Genomic DNA, 14,342 nt, shown 5'->3' with positions numbered 1-14,342 from the left:
AAATGGTAAATTGTAAATTGTCAAATTGTAAATAAAAACATGGCAATAAAGAAAAGACCTGTCTCTCCACGCCAGCGGATGATAAATCTGATGTACGTCGTCTTGATGGCTATGTTGGCGCTGAACGTCTCTAACGAGGTGCTCAACGGCTTTTCGATTGTGGAAGAAAGTCTGAACCGCACCACCAGCAACTCGTCGAAGGAGAATCTGGCTATCTATGAGACCTTTGAACAACAGATGAAGGCCAATCCGCAGAAGACCAAGGAGTGGTACGATAAAGCTCAGCTAGTGAAGCAGATGAGCGATTCTCTTTACAACTTTGCTGCCAGCCTGAAGCAGGCCATCGTGGTTGAGGCAGATGGAGAGGATGGCGATGTGAACAATATCCGTAATAAGGAAGATCAGGAGCCTGCCAGCAATGTAATGCTCTCGCCCACTAATGGTCAGGGACAGAAGCTATATCATGCCATAAACTCCTTCCGAGAGCGGATGCTGACAATGGTTACTGATGAAAAGCAGAAGAAGATAATTGCCAGCAACCTTACTACCGAAGTACCTAAGCGCGCTATGGGTAAGAACTGGCAGGAATATATGTTCGAATCAATGCCTGCCGCAGCTGCTGTCACCTTGTTGTCGAAACTGCAGAGTGATGTTCGTTATGCAGAAGGCGAGGTATTACATAAATTGGTGCAGAATATCGATGTGAAAGATATCCGTGTGAACTTGCTCGATGCTTTTGTCATCCCCACTTCGAAGACCATCGTTAGAGGCGATCGTTTCTCGGCTCGTATCGTGATGGCGGCTGTTGACACTACTCAGGTTCCTGATATCTTTATCGGTGGACAGAAGGTAAACTTGCAGAATGGACTCTACGAAACCGTTTGTGGTAAAACAGGCGACTTTACTTTGAAGGGGTATATGGAGATGGTGAATGGTAATGGAGACCGTATCCGTCGTGAGTTTTCACAGGATTATACAGTTGTGGAACCTGGTGCTACAGTTTCGGCCGACCTGATGAATATGCTTTATGCCGGTTATGCCAATCCCATCAGCATCAGTGTACCAGGTGTGCCTTCAAATAAAGTTCAGGCTACTATGAGTAATGGAACATTGCAGGCTGTAGGTCCAGGTAAGTACATTGCCAAACCAACCAAAATAGGTCAGAACGCTGTTATCACAGTGACTTCAACCAATACAGGTCGCCCTCAGCAAATGGGACAGTACACCTTCCGTGTGCGTAAGTTGCCCGATCCAACACCTTATATCTCTATGAGCGATGAGCATGGTAATCCTACTCGCTATAAGGGTGGTGGTTTGGCTAAGGGACAACTTGTGGGTGTTGACCGTCTGGGAGCTGCTATCGATGATGGTATTCTTGATATCGCCTTCCGTGTGCAAAGCTTTGAGACCGTGTTCTTCGACAATATGGGTAACGCTGTGCCGTTGGCATCCGATGGTGCCCAGTTCTCGGCCCGTCAGAAGGATACCTTCCGCAAACTGGCCCGTAATCGCCGCTTCTATGTCTCAAGAGTTACTGTGGTTGGGCCTGATGGAATCACCCGTACGTTGACAAATCCTATGGAAGTGATTGTTAAGTAAGGGTAAAAAAGTAAAAGAGTAAAAAGGTAAATAAATATGTAATATGAAACAGAGTATGTTTAAGAATATCAGTTTAAAGGTTGTGGTAAAAGGTATTTTACTTTTTTACCTTTTTACCCTTTTACCTTTAACAGCTACTGCTCAGCCACCCCAGCGGCGTGCAGAACAGCAGGCTCAACAGCAGAAACAGCAGCGAAACGCTTCGAACGCCATGTCAATGCGCGCTCAGATATCTTTTCCTACAGCTGTTGAAATGCCCGAAGAGGTGGTTTGGCGACGTGATATCTATCGTGAGATATCGCTTGAGGATGATGCTAACGCAGGCCTTTATCATCCAGTAGAACCACAAGGACGTCAACTCAATCTGTTTACTTATATCTTCAAATTGGCGTTGAATGGCTATATTCCAGTTTTCGAGTATCCCACTGATGGCAGCGATGTGTTCTCAGCGACTACCAGAGCAGATATGAAGACTATTCTCGACAACTATCACATCTTCTACGAGGAACAGGATGGTCGTATCAAGGTTGATAACAGCGATATTCCTTCGGCGATGGTCAAGAAATACTATCTGAAGGAGAGCGCCTATTATGATCAAGCAAACTCGTCGTTACATATCAAGGTGCAGGCTTTATGTCCAATCATGATGGATGAGTTTGGCGGTGAAGCAACACAGTATCCGCTCTTCTGGGTTCGTTATAGTGATTTGGAACCTTATCTGAATCGTCAGACAGTGATGGCGAGTAATCTGAACAATGCAGCTCAGGTATCGATGGACGATTTCTTTACCATGAATATGTATCGTGGCAAGATATATAAGACCAACAATGCACAAGGTAAGACATTATTGCAGCTCTGTGATGGTGATACCACGAAGATGAGTGCAGAACAGAAACGTATCGAAGCAGAACTCGCAGCATTTAAAAAGACCGTCTTTGGTGATGCTGCCAAGCGCGACTCATTGGATAGCATTGCTGCCCAGAATGTTAAAGCTGCAGATAAGAAGATGAAGGCTGCTAAGAATAAGCCTGCATCGAACAAAGGTGTGAAAGAGGTTAAACAGAAAACGTCGAAATCAGAAAAAACCAGCAGTAGTAACAGCGGTGCCCGCGTTTCAGTACGACGCCAGAGGCATTAATGGCAGGAAATAGGAAATAATCATCGAAAAAATACGGCTATTTCCTTCTCTATTCCGACTTTTTTCGTAACTTTGCACCCATCGAGAGATTCATTAACAATTTAATCCGAATAAGTTATGAAGAAAATTTTTACTTTGGTAGTGCTGCTGGCAACGATGACCGTTGCTGCCAATGCACAGTTGAAGTTTGGTGTTAAGGGTGGTCTTAACCTGACAACCATGAAGTTTGATAATTCTGTAGCCGATAAGTCAAATCAGGCAGGTTTCTTTATCGGTCCGACTGTTAACTTTACCCTTCCCATCGTAGGTCTTGGTATCGATGCCTCTGCTTTGTATGATCAGCGTTCTGCCAAGTTGGAGAATGAGACCATGAAGCAGCAGTCTATTCAGGTTCCTGTTAATCTCCGTTATGGTTTTGGTTTAGGTAATACTGCCAGCATCTATCTCTTTGCTGGTCCTCAGTTCGGTTTTAATCTCGGCGATAAGAGTAATTCTGTTGAAGCTGTTAATAAGCAAGCCGCAGGCTGGACACTGAGAAGTTCTAACCTGAGTGCTAATGTAGGTCTTGGATTGATGCTGCTGAATCATTTGCAGGTATCAGCTAACTACAATATCGCTCTTGGTAAAACTGGTGATTTTGAAGTCGTAGAGGCTGTTGGCACTACTACATGGAATACTGTTACAGGCAAGACTAAGGCTAATGCTTGGCAGTTGTCTGTAGCTTATTTCTTCTAAGAATAGGATTTATAGCGGGTCTACGTCGAAGTAGATCTGTAATGACGTATAGCGCTTGTCTTGTAGCATCTGTTGCTGGGCAAGCGCTAAATATTTCCGTACATCAGCCATGTTGATGCCCAGTTCCAACTTCAATACAAGCTTTCGTATGGAGAGTGATTTTACTTTGGCAATGGCTGGCTTGTCGGGTCCAAGCACACGGGTAGAGAACCACTTGCGCAATCTACTCCCCATTTCGATGCTTGCAGTCTCGACTACTGCATCAGACCGATGCTTCAGGTAGACGTAGACCAAACGGTAATAAGGCGGATAGTGGAATTGTTGGCGTTCCGCTATCAGTGAGTTATACAAACTTGTATAGTCATTTTGTACTACCTGTTGGATAACTGGGAGTGCTGGTGATTTAGTTTGCAAAATTACCAGACCGCGCTTCCCCTTTCTGCCAGCTCGTCCACTTACTTGTGCCATCATCATATAGGCTTGTTCGTAGGCACGGAAATCAGGATAGTTTAGCAGATTGTCGGCATTGAGAATCCCCACCACCGACACTTTATCGAAGTCGAGTCCTTTAGAAATCATCTGTGTGCCAATCAACAGATTGGTACGCCCTGACGAGAAATCGCTGATAATACGTTCGTAGGCATTACGGGTTCTGGTGGTATCGAGGTCCATGCGAGCGATGCGGGCCTCAGGGAAGATGTCGCGCAACTGATCCTCTATCTTCTCTGTGCCATAGCCTTTTGTCAGGAGTTCCTTGCTGCCACAGGCTGGACACTCGGTGGGAACCTGATAGGTATATCCGCAGTAGTGACAAGTCAACTGGTTCATGTTACGATGTAATGTAAGCGATACATCGCAATGCTGGCAATGAGGAACCCAACCACACTGCTTACACTCTATCATTGGCGCATAGCCACGACGGTTCTGGAAGAGGATGACCTGCTCACCACGTTCCAATGCTTCACGTGTCTTTGTCAATAACAAGGGGGAGAAGGGACCATTCATCATTTTGCGGTGCTGTAGATCCTTGATGTCAACCACCTGAATTTCTGGTAACTCTATACCTTTATATCTTTGGAAGAGTTCTACTAATCCATATTTCCCGCTTTTGGCATTATGATAGGTCTCGAGTGAGGGCGTGGCTGTTCCTAACAACGTCTTGGCACCATACATCTGTGCCAGCATGATAGCAGCTGAACGGGCATGATAACGGGGGGCTGGATCCTGTTGCTTATAAGACGAAACATGCTCCTCATCGATAATCACCAGTCCCAGATTCTGGAAAGGTAACAGTACGGCACTTCGGGCTCCCAGTATCACGTCGTAGGGATGCTGCGATAGCTGTTTCTGCCATATTTCCACGCGCTCGGCATCAGAGTATTTGCTGTGATAGATACCTAAACGATTGCCAAACACCCGTTGCAGTCGTTGCATCATCTGTACGGTGAGGGCAATCTCCGGCAACAGATAGAGCACTTGCTGATGCTTGTTCAAAGCCTGTTGTATCAGATGGATATAGATCTCAGTCTTTCCGCTTGAGGTGACGCCATGTAATAGTGTAACATTCTTCTGCAAAAACGAGAACTGAATCTGGTTATACGCCTCCTGTTGGACTTCGCTTAATGGTTTGATTAGCTCGGGATGTGGTTCGCCGCCGTAATTCAATCTTCCAACCTCTTTGTCGTATGTCTCAAGCAAGCCACGTTGTACCAGCGCATTCACTGATTGAAGTGTATGTCCCTGATTGATTAGCTCTTCGCGTGTAATCTCAAACTGTTCTTCGCCTGCACCTAACTGGTCCCATGCTGATAGTTCGAGATAATTCAGAAACGCCTTCAGTTGCTTGGGAGCTCGTTGTAACATATCAATGGCAACATGCAAGGCTTGTTCATTGCGGAACTTGGACGACAGTTGGATATAGAGTTCTGTCTTGGGGCGGTAGCCGTCTTCGGCTTTCAATCCTGAAGGGAGAGCTGCTTTGTACACCTCGCCAATGGGCGACATGTAGTAGTCGGCAATCCATTGCCAAAGTTTCAGTTGATGGTCGGTGATGATGGGCTCGGCATCCATTACCTGACTGATGACCTTGACTTGATAGTCTTGTGGTTTATCATTGTGCAGACGTGCCACTATGCCAAGGTAGGTCTTGCTGCGTCCGAAAGTAACAAGCACGCGAACGCCCACCTTCAGCACCATGCCCTCTGGCACTGCATAGGTGAACAATCCCGTCAGGGGAACTGGCAATATCACATCTGCATATTTCATCAGTCGGCAAAGGTACACAAAAAAGCCGAATGCTCCAAACATTCGGCTCTATTTTCTTTAGTCTCTTCTGATTCTTAGAAATTCAGTTCGCAGCCAATACCGAGTACGCGGTTGGTACGGGTGAATGAATCACTAACCAATGGCTCGGTAGAGGTAACACGATCGTAGTGACCGTAGTTGGTCTGGAAGTAGGCAGCCTTCAGGGTTACCTTGTCGCTGGCCTTGTAGTTGAAACCAAAACCAATGCTGTAGCTGTTTACCACGAACGACATGTCGTTCATATACTCATCGGTGAGTTGGTAGCGTGTGAGCTGTGTACCACCGCTGATGGTGAGCTTGTTGGTCAGATCCCACTCGGCACCTGCCAGATACTCGTTGGTACCGCCGCCCAGCAGATCCTGCGTGTTGTTATACCATTTTACATCTTTATCATAGAAGTGGTGATAACCTAAGTTCAGACGGAAATCTTTTGAGATGTTCCACATTGCACCCAAAGCTAACTGGGCAGGCGAGTCTTCGTCAATCTTTTCTGCGTCCTTGAATTTATTCACAGCGGGAATCTCGCTGGCTTTGTTAACGGTCGACTCGTTTTTCATGTGGATCTCGGTCTTGGCCTCGTATTTGGCGGCAAAGTTGAACTTGCCTACCCGCCAGTCGATACCAATCACAGGAGCCACACCTACACTCGACTGGTTACAAAGCAGGTTTACACCCTCAGAATACTTCTGCAACTGATTGAGCGACTTGTTGGTGTTGTCGAGTGTCTGGCTGGTAGCCTCTAATTGTGTCTTTTTGGCTGTCAGCTCTGCAGGAACAGGAGCACCCGCTGCCTCATATTGGGCTATACCCGCATTCACAGTTGCAATGCCATTGTTTACAGTTGTGATACCGCCTTCAACCATAGCTGTAGCTGTCTGAAGGAAACTACCGAAGTCAACATACTGATTACCGGTCTTTACCATAATATTACTGATCTTGGCCTTGTAGGTAGCTGTGCCATAGAGCACACGCAGACCTCCATATACAGAGAGGTTAGGGGTAATCTTATAGGCTGCGCCCAGTTGGAAACCAAAATAGTATTGACGTCCTTGCATGTAGCCATCCATGTCATAACCAGAAACTCCAGGAGCAGTCTGACCTAAGGCTGTGGCCAATTGGTCGAGTCCACTGAGTTGCTGTGCAATACCGCCTACTACGCTTTCGAACGAGCCGAGTCCGTCGGCAAACTCACATGCGCCGCCACCGGCAGGTACTGAGAAGTTGAATTGCAAACTCCAGTTGCCTTTGTTGTAAGCGGCTTGGATAGAAGGAATGAATGGCGCGTCAGCGATACCCTCGAAAGTTTTGGTACTCTTACCATCGTTCTTCTTTCCCAAAGCAAAGAGTGGGTTGTTACACTCGATAGTACGAGTCTGGTGGGCATACTGCCAGTTGATACCGAAATAGAATCCTTCGGGCAGAAACGCTACACCAGCAGGGTTGCTATACACACCATCAAGACCAATGGCTGCATCTCGTGCAGGATTGCGCAAGAAATCGATACTCTGGTTGGTGTTGGTTAAGATGCCACCTGCTGTGGCTGTTGTTGTGGCTGCTGTCAGCATCAGGCTGGCAAGCAAGACATTAATCTTTTTCATCTTTTTAAAAAATTTTTTCAAAATCGGCTGCAAAGGTATATGGATTGTTTTAAAATCTTATGTTCCCGCACACAATGTTAACGTAGTTTAACGAAAATTGCACACAAACCTGCACAAATGTGCAAAAGTGTGCATGTTTTTGCACACTTTTGGGTGTAATTGTGCAAGTTTGCCTACTTCTTCAGCTCGGGATAGCTTACGCGGGTATGATAGATGGTCTTCAGTTTCTCTATCAGTACGGTCTTGGCATAGGCAATATCACGGAATGTGATAGGACATTCTTTGAAGTATCCTTCGGCAACTTGGGCGTCAATCAGTCTGTTTACCAGGTCGCGGATTGATTTCTCGGTGTAGTCGGGCAGTGAGCGTGATGCTGCTTCTACAGTATCAGCCATCATCAGGATGGCCTGTTCTTTAGTAAACGGATTGGGACCAGGATAAGTGAACAGTAAGTCGTCGACCTCCTCGTCAGGATGTTCGTTCTTGTATTGTACGTAGAAATACTTCGTTTTGCCTTGTCCATGATGGGTGGTGATAAACTCCTTAATCATGTTGGGCAGGTTGTACTTGTCGGCCAGTTTTGTGCCCTCTGTCACGTGGCTGATAATCATCTGTGCACTATCGATGTAGCTCATCTTCTCATGCGGATTTACACCTGATTGGTTCTCGGTAAAGTAGATAGGATTGCTGATCTTACCGATGTCGTGATAAAGCGCACCCGTACGTACCAATTGGCTTTTTGCACCAATCTTGTTAGCTATCTCGGCGGCGAGGTTACCTACCTGTATAGAGTGCTGGAAGGTGCCTGGGGCTACTTCACTCATCTTCCGGAGCAGCTCCTTGTTCATATCCGACAATTCAATCAGGGTGATGTTTGAAGTAAAGCCGAAAGCCTTCTCAATGACATAAAGCAAGGGGTAGGAGCAGAATAACAGTACGCCGTTGATGATCAGGTAGTTGTACTCGCTATAACTGATCTTGGAGAGGTCGTTGATGTGTATCCAGTCGAGTGCCAGATTTGTGAGTATGCCTGCTGCGGTGACAGAGACTGCAGTCCAGAACAGTTGAGAACGACTGGACAACTCACGCAAAGAGAAAATGGCCACCAGTCCTGATACCATTTCTACTGCAACAAACTCCAGCGGATACTGTAAGAAGCAGGCGCACGTCATAATCATCGTTGTATGTGCCATGAATGCTGTTCTTGAATCCATGAACACACGAATAAAGATAGGTACCATTGCAAAGGGCACGATGTAGACGTGAAGCACACTATGCTTGACCATCATCGATGCGATAATGGTGAAAAGTACAATCTCTGTGTACAGCATAGTGGTGGATCTGACCTTTTCGAAATAGTCTTTTCTGAACAGTGTCAGGAATATCGTGAAGCAGGTGATGAAGATGGTTGTAAACAGAATTTGTCCCATGATATTGAGACGTGTCTTTTCCTGATCTACATTCTGCCGCTCCATCTCTTTTTGGAATGACAATAGTTTGTTGTAGGTTTTCTCATCTACGATATCACCGCGGTCAATGATCTTCTCGCCTCGCTGAACCAGTCCGCTGGCCAGAGGAATGCTGTTGAGAATGTCGTTCAGACTAGCCTCGCTTCGTTCTTTGTCGTAGAGCAGATTGGGAGTTATATAATCGTTGAGATTGCATTTCTGTAGGATGTCTCGGTGCTTAGCCAGAGTCTGATCCTGGAAAATCTGCTCATAGGCCGCTACCACCGAGTATACTCTGCTAATCTGTATGCTGGTGGCATGCTTGCCGTTGACAATACGTACAAACTTCGAGGTGTCTTTACTGATCTTGGCATATTCCGAATTGCTCATGATGCCCTGTTCGTAAAGTCTGCGTAAACGGTTGGAAATGATGCTGATGTAATCGTTGTGCAATCCGGGGATGCCGTTTGAGTAGTCTTTAGAGAATTGGCGTAGTTGTCTGACAACAGTTTCTGGGTTCATGATGTAATACGGTTCGTATTGTTTCATCATGCTGTCGCGTTCAAGCTTTACAGCCTCGTCACTTTTATAGATGGGGAAGTCGAATGGGGCTTTCAGGTCCGTATATATCCAAGGTCGGCCTTTTTCAATCTTGAAATTATTCTGACTGCTATGTGGCATCATCCATACGATGATGACAACGGTTACGAAGATTAGACCCAAACGAATCAAAAAATCGCGCCAAGTAAGGTCGTTTTTGATGTTAAAACTACTCATTTCTACGTATTTTATGCAATTATGGTGCAAAAATACGAAAAAACTCTCAAAATTTTTGTAACTTTGCACACAAATTTTAATTGATTATGTCAGAAAGAAGAGTTAGAGTACGTTTTGCGCCCAGTCCAACGGGTGCTTTGCACATTGGTGGTGTGCGCACAGCATTGTATAACTACCTGTTTGCCAAGCAGCATGGTGGTGATCTGGTTTTCCGTATCGAGGATACCGATAGTAACCGTTTCGTGCCTGGTGCTGAGGAGTATATCATCGAGTCGTTCAAGTGGCTCGGTATCAAGTTTGATGAGGGTGTTAGCTTTGGTGGCGACAAAGGTCCGTATCGCCAGAGCGAACGTCGTGATATTTACAAGAAATACGTTCAGCAGCTGCTGGATGCCGATAAGGCTTATATTGCCTTCGATACCCCAGAGGAATTGGAGGCTAAGCGTGCTGAGATTCAGAACTTCCAGTACGACTGTCATACCCGCGGACAGATGCGTAACTCGCTGACCATGCCTAAGGAAGAGGTTGAGAAACTGATTGCCGAGGGTAAGCAGTATGTGGTTCGCTTCAAGGTTGAGGCAGGTCAGGAGATTCTGGTTAATGACCTGATTCGTGGCGAGGTCCGTGTGAAGAGTGATATCTGTGATGACAAGGTACTTTATAAGAGTGCCGACGAGTTGCCTACTTATCACCTGGCTAACATCGTTGACGACCATCTGATGGAAATCTCGCATGTGATCCGTGGTGAGGAGTGGTTACCTTCAGCTCCATTGCACGTCATGTTGTATCGTGCTTTCGGTTGGGAGGATACCATGCCTCAGTTTGCTCACCTGCCATTGCTGCTGAAGCCCGATGGTAAGGGTAAGTTGTCGAAGCGTGATGGCGACCGTCTGGGATTCCCTGTATTCCCACTGCTGTGGAAGGATCCTAAGAGTGGTGAGACCTCTCGCGGTTATCGTGAGGATGGCTATTTCCCCGAGGCTGTTATCAACTTCCTGGCTCTGCTTGGATGGAATCCTGGTACCGAGCAGGAAATCTTCTCACTCGATGAGCTGGTTCCTCTGTTCGATATCTCTAAGTGTTCAAAGGCTGGTGCCAAGTTCGCCTTCGAGAAGGCTGTTTGGTTCAACCACGAGTATATCCTCAAGAAGAGCAATGAGGAGATTGCTGCGCTCTTCGAGCCTATCGTGAAGGAGCACTGTCCTAACGAGACTTCAGAGCGTATCCTCAAGGTAACTGAGATGATGAAGGATCGTGTGTCGTTTGTTCACGAGATGTGGCCACTCTGCTCGTTCTTCTTCGAGGCTCCTACAGCCTACGATGAGAAGACTGCCAAGAAGCGTTGGAAGGAAGACTCTGCTCAGGTGATGACCGAACTGATCGGCGTACTTGAGGGTATCGACGACTTCTCGCTCGAGAATCAGGAGCAGATTGTTCATGCCTGGGTTGAACAGAAGGAGTATAAGTTGGGTAATGTAATGAACGCATGGCGACTCACGCTCGTTGGCGAGGGTAAGGGTCCTGGCATGTTCGATATCTCTGCCTTCTTAGGTAAGGAAGAGACCATTGCCAGAATGAAACGTGCGATTGAAGTACTGGGCTAATGATTTATAACCTTGTAATATATCTGTATCTTCTTGGAGTGGCTATTTATAGCCGCTTCAATGCGAAGGTACGAAAAATGTGGCGTGGCGAGCGCGAGGCTTTCAAGATTCTACGCGAAAAGGTAGATCCGAATGCCAAGTACGTGTGGTTCCATGCTGCCTCGCTGGGTGAGTTTGAGCAGGGACGCCCCTTGATGGAGCAGTTGCGCAAGGATCATCCTGAGTACAAGATTCTGCTCACGTTCTTCTCGCCCTCAGGCTATGAGGTGCGCAAGAACTACGAGGGTGCTGATATTATCACCTATCTGCCACTCGACACCATCACCAATGCGCGTCGCTTTCTGCGTACTATTCGTCCTGTGATGGCTTTCTTCATCAAGTACGAGTTCTGGTATAACTACCTGCACATTCTGAAGCATCGTGGTGTGCCTGTGTATAGTGTGTCGAGTATCTTCCGTCCTGAGCAGGTGTTCTTTAAGTGGTACGGTCGTCAGTACGGGCGTGTGCTTAATTGCTTCACGCATTTCTTCGTACAGAACGAGATCAGTAAGGAGTTGCTGGCCAAGATTGGTATCACCAACACCTCGGTGGTAGGCGACACCCGTTTCGACCGCGTGTTGCAGATTAAAGAGGCTGCCAAGCAACTGCCTATTGTTGAGGCATTTGTGAAAGATGCGCCACAGGTGTTCGTGGCTGGTTCGTCGTGGCCTCCCGATGAGGAAATCTTCATTAAGTATTTTAATGACCACAAGAACTGGAAACTGATTATCGCCCCTCATGTGATAGGTGAGGAACATCTCAAGCAGATTGAAAAACTTCTCGAAGGTCGCAAGGTCATCCGCTATACCGAGGCAGAGAAAATGGCCAATGGTCAATTGTCAATGGTCAATGATTACGAAGTACTTATTATTAACTGCTTCGGCTTGCTGTCGAGCATCTATCACTATGGCCATGTGGCTTATGTCGGTGGAGGCTTTGGTGTTGGTATTCACAATTTGTTGGAGGCGGCAGTATGGGATGTGCCCGTATTCTTCGGCCCCAACAACCAGAAGTTCCAGGAGGCGCAGGGATTGAAGACCAACGGTGGCTTTGAGATTAGCAGCTACGAGGAGTTTGCGGCCCAGATGGACCGTTTTGCTACCGATGCTGCTTACCTGCAGGAGCAGGGTCAGAAGGCTGGACATTTTGTAAAAGGCCAGTCGGGTGCTACGCAGAAGGTGCTTTCGGCTGTGGCGCTGTAGTTACTTTTTAGCAAAACATGAAAACTATGTGGATGATACTGTTCCTCTTGTTGCCTTTCTTGGCCATTGGTTATCTGGCATGGCACATCTGGGTGATGTTGCCTGTGCATGCATGGCTCAAAGGGCTTGTTATCGCTGTTGGCGTATTGAGTTTTGTGATGTTATTCCTGAATTTCCGTCGCGCCTTTGATAGCATGCCTTTGTCTGTGGCTCGTTGGGCTTACGAGATTGGTACATCCTCATTGTTTGTGTTGCTTTATCTGGTGATGATTTTTCTGGTGCTCGATTTGGGCCGATTGGCCCGTCTGGTACCCAAGTCATGGCTTTATCAAAACGGTTATACCGCTATCGGCATCCTGGTGCTGATGGTGGGCGTGTTTGTGTATGGCAGTCTGAATTATAATAATAAGGTACGCGTAGCCCTCGATTTGAAGTCGGAGAAAGCGCTCGCAAAAGCGTATAAGATTGTGATGGCGAGCGATCTGCATATCGGCTATCACAATCCTCGTAAGGAACTGGCTCGCTGGGTGGATATGATGAATGCTGAGAATCCCGACTTTATCCTGATAGCAGGTGATATCATCGATGGTAGCATGCGCCCTGTGTTAGAGGAGCGTATGGCCCAGGAGTTCCGTCGGCTCAAGGCGCCTGTCTATGCCTGCTTGGGCAATCATGAGTTTTATGCTGGAGTGCCCGAGGCACAGCAGTTTTATAAGGATGCTGGCATCCACTTGTTGGTAGATGAGGCAACCGTCATCGATAGTAGTATTGTGATTATTGGTCGTGATGATCGCACCAATATGCGTCGCAAACCCATCAAGGAATTGGTTAAAGTTCAAAGTCCATACACCATCGTGCTCGACCACCAGCCCTACAATCTCGATAGGGCAGAGGCGGCAGGTGTCGACTTCCAACTGAGTGGCCACACCCATCGTGGACAGGTATGGCCCATTTCTTGGATAACGGATCGTATCTACGAATGTTCGTGGGGTAGTCATCAGCGTGGCAAAACCCAGTATTATGTCTCATCGGGCATCGGTATCTGGGGCGGCAAGTTCCGTATTGGTACCCAGAGTGAATATGTGGTTGCTACATTACAGCAGGAAAAATGACAGCCAGGGAGATCATAGCCTATATGGAGTCGCTTCATGATGAGGCGCAGCGCAAGGTCCTGATGGGATTCTTCAAGACCGCTCCTGGTGAGTATGGCTATGGCGATGAGTTCCTGGGCCTGAAGGTGCCGCAGACCAGAGAGGTGGTGAAGGCTGTTGCGAAGGAGGTCACACTGGATGTGATACCGGAGCTGTTGATGTCTAAGTGGCATGAAGTGCGCCTCTGCGGGCTGTTGATCTTAGTGACAAAGTTCGAGCGATATGCCACCAGGCGACTCGAGACTGATGCAGAGGCTGTTCGTTGTCGTGATGAGATACTCTCCCTGTATCTGCGTTATGCGGAGCAGGCAAACAACTGGGACCTGGTGGACCTGTCAGCGCCTAAGATCCTGGGACATTGGCTGATGTTGCCAACCTTTCTCGGTGGTCAGGAAATGGCTGCTCATCAAACATACAAACGTAAGGTCTTGGATGAGTTGGCTGCAAGCTCTTGCTTATGGGAACAGCGCATGAGTATCGTCTGTTCGTGGAAGACCTCTCAGTTAGGCGATCCGTCATGGTGCTTGCGCTATGCGGAGGTTCATCTGCATCATCCGCACGATCTGATGCATAAGGCAGTAGGCTGGATGCTGCGTGAGATGGGTAAACGGGTGTCGATGGATCTGCTTCGCGATTTCCTCCGACAGCACGTTCATGAGATGCCGCGTACCATGCTTCGCTATGCGATAGAGAAGATGTCTGATCAGGAGCGTAAGTACTGGATTACACTTGAATGAACAATAAAAC

At 47.2% G+C, this 14,342-nt stretch carries 10 protein-coding genes; 7 read left to right on the top strand and 3 right to left on the bottom strand.

Annotation, left to right across the window (positions count from 1 at the left end; translation table 11 throughout):
- Positions 1-39: 39 nt before the first annotated feature.
- The 3 genes from gldM (at position 40) to T495_RS0109105 (ending at position 3,472) form a co-directional block, all read left to right on the top strand.
- Complete coding sequence (gene gldM, locus T495_RS0109115) at positions 40-1,599, top strand: gliding motility protein GldM (protein ID WP_033148365.1); 1,560 nt, start codon at positions 40-42, stop codon at positions 1,597-1,599.
- A 43-nt stretch (positions 1,600-1,642) separates the two neighbouring features.
- Positions 1,643-2,737 (top strand): gliding motility protein GldN, encoded by a 1,095-nt coding sequence (gldN, locus tag T495_RS0109110; RefSeq protein WP_231495077.1) that lies wholly within the window; start codon positions 1,643-1,645, stop codon positions 2,735-2,737.
- 117 nt (positions 2,738-2,854) lie between these two features.
- Complete coding sequence (locus tag T495_RS0109105) at positions 2,855-3,472, top strand: porin family protein (protein WP_028902404.1); 618 nt, start codon at positions 2,855-2,857, stop codon at positions 3,470-3,472.
- Between the two features lie 9 nt (positions 3,473-3,481).
- On the opposite strand, the gene priA is transcribed toward T495_RS0109105, so the two are convergent.
- The 3 genes from priA to T495_RS0109090 form a co-directional block, all read right to left on the bottom strand.
- Positions 3,482-5,737, bottom strand: a complete 2,256-nt coding sequence (gene priA, locus T495_RS0109100; RefSeq protein WP_033148364.1) for a primosomal protein N' — start codon at positions 5,735-5,737, stop codon at positions 3,482-3,484.
- 74 nt (positions 5,738-5,811) lie between these two features.
- A complete protein-coding gene (locus T495_RS0109095) occupies positions 5,812-7,374 on the bottom strand; it encodes an OmpP1/FadL family transporter (RefSeq protein WP_033148363.1) in 1,563 nt (520 codons plus the stop codon).
- Between the two features lie 173 nt (positions 7,375-7,547).
- Positions 7,548-9,599, bottom strand: coding sequence for an HD family phosphohydrolase (locus T495_RS0109090; RefSeq protein WP_028902401.1), 2,052 nt, complete (start codon positions 9,597-9,599; stop codon positions 7,548-7,550).
- A gap of 86 nt (positions 9,600-9,685) precedes the next feature.
- Here T495_RS0109090 and gltX point away from each other — a divergent pair, with 86 nt between their 5' ends.
- Genes gltX through T495_RS0109070 form a run of 4 tightly spaced genes read left to right on the top strand, consistent with a single transcriptional unit; the run spans position 9,686 to position 14,332 of the window.
- Positions 9,686-11,203 carry a glutamate--tRNA ligase gene (gene gltX, locus T495_RS0109085; RefSeq protein WP_033148362.1) on the top strand — a complete coding sequence of 506 codons (1,518 nt, stop codon included), beginning with the start codon at positions 9,686-9,688 and terminating at the stop codon, positions 11,201-11,203.
- Between the two features lie 2 nt (positions 11,204-11,205).
- On the top strand, positions 11,206-12,444 hold the full coding sequence (locus T495_RS0109080; protein WP_028902399.1) for a 3-deoxy-D-manno-octulosonic acid transferase: 1,239 nt from the start codon (positions 11,206-11,208) through the stop codon (positions 12,442-12,444).
- A gap of 17 nt (positions 12,445-12,461) precedes the next feature.
- Positions 12,462-13,556, top strand: coding sequence for a metallophosphoesterase (locus tag T495_RS0109075; protein WP_033148361.1), 1,095 nt, complete (start codon positions 12,462-12,464; stop codon positions 13,554-13,556).
- A complete protein-coding gene (locus T495_RS0109070; protein WP_033148360.1) occupies positions 13,553-14,332 on the top strand; it encodes a DNA alkylation repair protein in 780 nt (259 codons plus the stop codon). The genes T495_RS0109075 and T495_RS0109070 overlap by 4 nt, the downstream gene beginning before the upstream one ends.
- Positions 14,333-14,342 lie beyond the last annotated feature (10 nt).

Source organism: Prevotella sp. P6B1 (assembly GCF_000702825.1).
In the GTDB taxonomy this organism is placed as follows: Bacteria; Bacteroidota; Bacteroidia; order Bacteroidales; family Bacteroidaceae; genus Prevotella.
The sequence above is the reverse complement of the archived record's forward strand: the minus strand, read 5'-3'. Positions and strand labels throughout refer to the sequence as shown.

Coding starts and splice junctions, on each gene's coding strand:
- T495_RS0109070 (WP_033148360.1), top strand. CDS start 13,553: ATGACAGCCAGGGAGATCATAGCCTATATGGAGTCGCTTCATGATGAG.
- gldM (WP_033148365.1), top strand. CDS start 40: ATGGCAATAAAGAAAAGACCTGTCTCTCCACGCCAGCGGATGATAAAT.
- gldN (WP_231495077.1), top strand. CDS start 1,643: ATGAAACAGAGTATGTTTAAGAATATCAGTTTAAAGGTTGTGGTAAAA.
- T495_RS0109105 (WP_028902404.1), top strand. CDS start 2,855: ATGAAGAAAATTTTTACTTTGGTAGTGCTGCTGGCAACGATGACCGTT.
- T495_RS0109095 (WP_033148363.1), bottom strand. CDS start 7,374: ATGAAAAAGATTAATGTCTTGCTTGCCAGCCTGATGCTGACAGCAGCC.
- priA (WP_033148364.1), bottom strand. CDS start 5,737: ATGAAATATGCAGATGTGATATTGCCAGTTCCCCTGACGGGATTGTTC.
- T495_RS0109075 (WP_033148361.1), top strand. CDS start 12,462: ATGAAAACTATGTGGATGATACTGTTCCTCTTGTTGCCTTTCTTGGCC.
- gltX (WP_033148362.1), top strand. CDS start 9,686: ATGTCAGAAAGAAGAGTTAGAGTACGTTTTGCGCCCAGTCCAACGGGT.
- T495_RS0109090 (WP_028902401.1), bottom strand. CDS start 9,599: ATGAGTAGTTTTAACATCAAAAACGACCTTACTTGGCGCGATTTTTTG.